This window comes from Pseudomonas meliae, assembly GCF_001400515.1.
GTDB classification, from domain to species: domain Bacteria; phylum Pseudomonadota; class Gammaproteobacteria; order Pseudomonadales; family Pseudomonadaceae; genus Aquipseudomonas; species Aquipseudomonas amygdali.
Genome location: NZ_LJQT01000023.1, coordinates 1 through 1708 on the forward strand (window position 1 = coordinate 1; position 1708 = coordinate 1708).

General features: G+C 55.6%; 2 protein-coding genes. Both read right to left on the reverse strand.

From position 1 onward, the window contains the following. Positions 1-278: 278 nt before the first annotated feature. Entirely contained in the window at positions 279-1040 is a 762-nt protein-coding gene (locus tag ALO64_RS01040; protein WP_002552335.1) for a fimbrial biogenesis chaperone, read from the reverse strand. Between the two features lie 63 nt (positions 1041-1103). Next, positions 1104-1688 carry a fimbrial protein gene (locus ALO64_RS01045; RefSeq protein WP_005730126.1) on the reverse strand — a complete coding sequence of 195 codons (585 nt, stop codon included), beginning with the start codon at positions 1686-1688 and terminating at the stop codon, positions 1104-1106. Positions 1689-1708: the final 20 nt, after the last annotated feature.

Consider the following 1708-nt stretch of genomic DNA (forward strand, 5'->3'; position numbering starts at 1 on the left):
TGCTCGGAGCTTCCCCAGGCGAGGCTGCGAACGCGCTGAGCGAAAACATCAACGTCAACCCCAGGCCGGTACCCAGCGGACAGTGTCGTGGGTGAGGCAGAGCGAACTGTGCAATGACTCCCTTGTGATCCTTTTTGCGCCATTCCATAGCGGTCTTCACTCTACTTCGGCTGTCGCGCGCGCCGCGCAATCCTTTACACAGACGCAGGTCTGCCGGGCCGGTTTGTCACGCAGGCCCAACGGTTTGAACAGTTAACGCTGATGTGTGATGTGGCAGGTTACCGAGGCAAGGCCTTGTGGGCATGACCCGGTTCTTTATCGGCCAGTGTCACTTGATAAGGCACTTGCCCGCCGTAGTCATTGATACTCACGAAACTCACCAGCAACGGCGCACTTCCCGGTGTGTGCAGCAACGGGATACGCAGCTGTTGATGGGGGGCAAGCATCTGACTGTCGAGACGGGCAAGTTCACTATCGTGTTGGCGTATGGAAATCCTCAGCATGGACACGTGATAGGGCCCTGGATTTTCCACCTGCACACCCGCGTTATCGATTGATTGCCAGTTCAGCTGTTCAGGTGCCTGCTGCGGATCGCCCTGCAAACCGTCAGGCCGAAAGAACACTTTTATGCGCTGACGTATCGCAATCTGCAGTGTGTTCTCGGCAGCAGTCTGGGGGATTTCCTGCACATTGAGCCATAACACTGATTCACGATCAGTGGGCATGTCTGCACCGGAATGAATGATGCGCAACAGTTGCTTGCCACCTCCGGCCATGCGCGTCAGCGCAGGCGTGACGATAAAAGGCAAATACGCTGGGGTGTCGTTGTTATCAGTCTTGTTGGTCGCCACTGTCGGAGATTCAAGCCAGGACTGCAGGAGAATCTCTCCCCCGCCACTGTTATGAACACCCAGACTGACCTCTTTTTCATTACCCTGATAAATGACGCGCGTCGTATTCAATACGATGCCCGCCTGAACAGAGGACGCACAGCACACTAGCGCAACAAGCATCGTGTAGCGAAAAAAAACAGGAAACATACTGGCGTTCGCCTTGAATTCGATAAGGGACAGGGCGAGCCGTGCCCGCCCTGTCCGACACGGTTACTCGTAATCCATCACGAACGGCAGGAAGCCATCGGCATTACCCGGATTGGTCGGCGTGCCGTTAAGCACATAGACCGCGCCAAAATTTATTTCAGCAGTCGCGCCGCCGGCACCATCCTTGATGAGCGTGGTGTCGACGGTTTCAGCACCGCTCAGGTCCATCAGAACGCTGGAGGTATTGAGCAGGCCGATACCGACACCATCTGCCGCGCCGGTGGTGCGCAGAAGTTTGGCATCGTTATTGTCCAGGCCGCTGCCGTTACGGGCAGTAAGGCGCATCTTGACCATGCTGTATTGATCTGCGCCCGCGCTACAGTTGACCAGCAGCTGAATAGGCGTAGCCGTTTCGAATCGACTTTCACTCGATACACCAATATCGGAGAAGGAAACGTTACCCAGGTCGACATTGATTTCGCCAGGGTTGGTGCCCGAACTGACGCCTGTGCCCGGTCCCACATCGCAGGAGATATTGGTCAGTGTCCCATTGAAGACCATTTTTCCGTTGTTCGCTGCACTGACGTTACCCGCCATGCCAACGCCCATTACGCCCAGAACTGCCAATGTAAGAGAAAGCTTTTTCATGCTAAGGAGGCGCTGCAAAA

Excerpts from the sequence above, each read along its gene's own strand:
- ALO64_RS01040 (WP_002552335.1), bottom strand. The coding sequence starts at position 1,040 with ATGTTTCCTGTTTTTTTTCGCTACACGATGCTTGTTGCGCTAGTGTGC.
- ALO64_RS01045 (WP_005730126.1), bottom strand. The coding sequence starts at position 1,688 with ATGAAAAAGCTTTCTCTTACATTGGCAGTTCTGGGCGTAATGGGCGTT.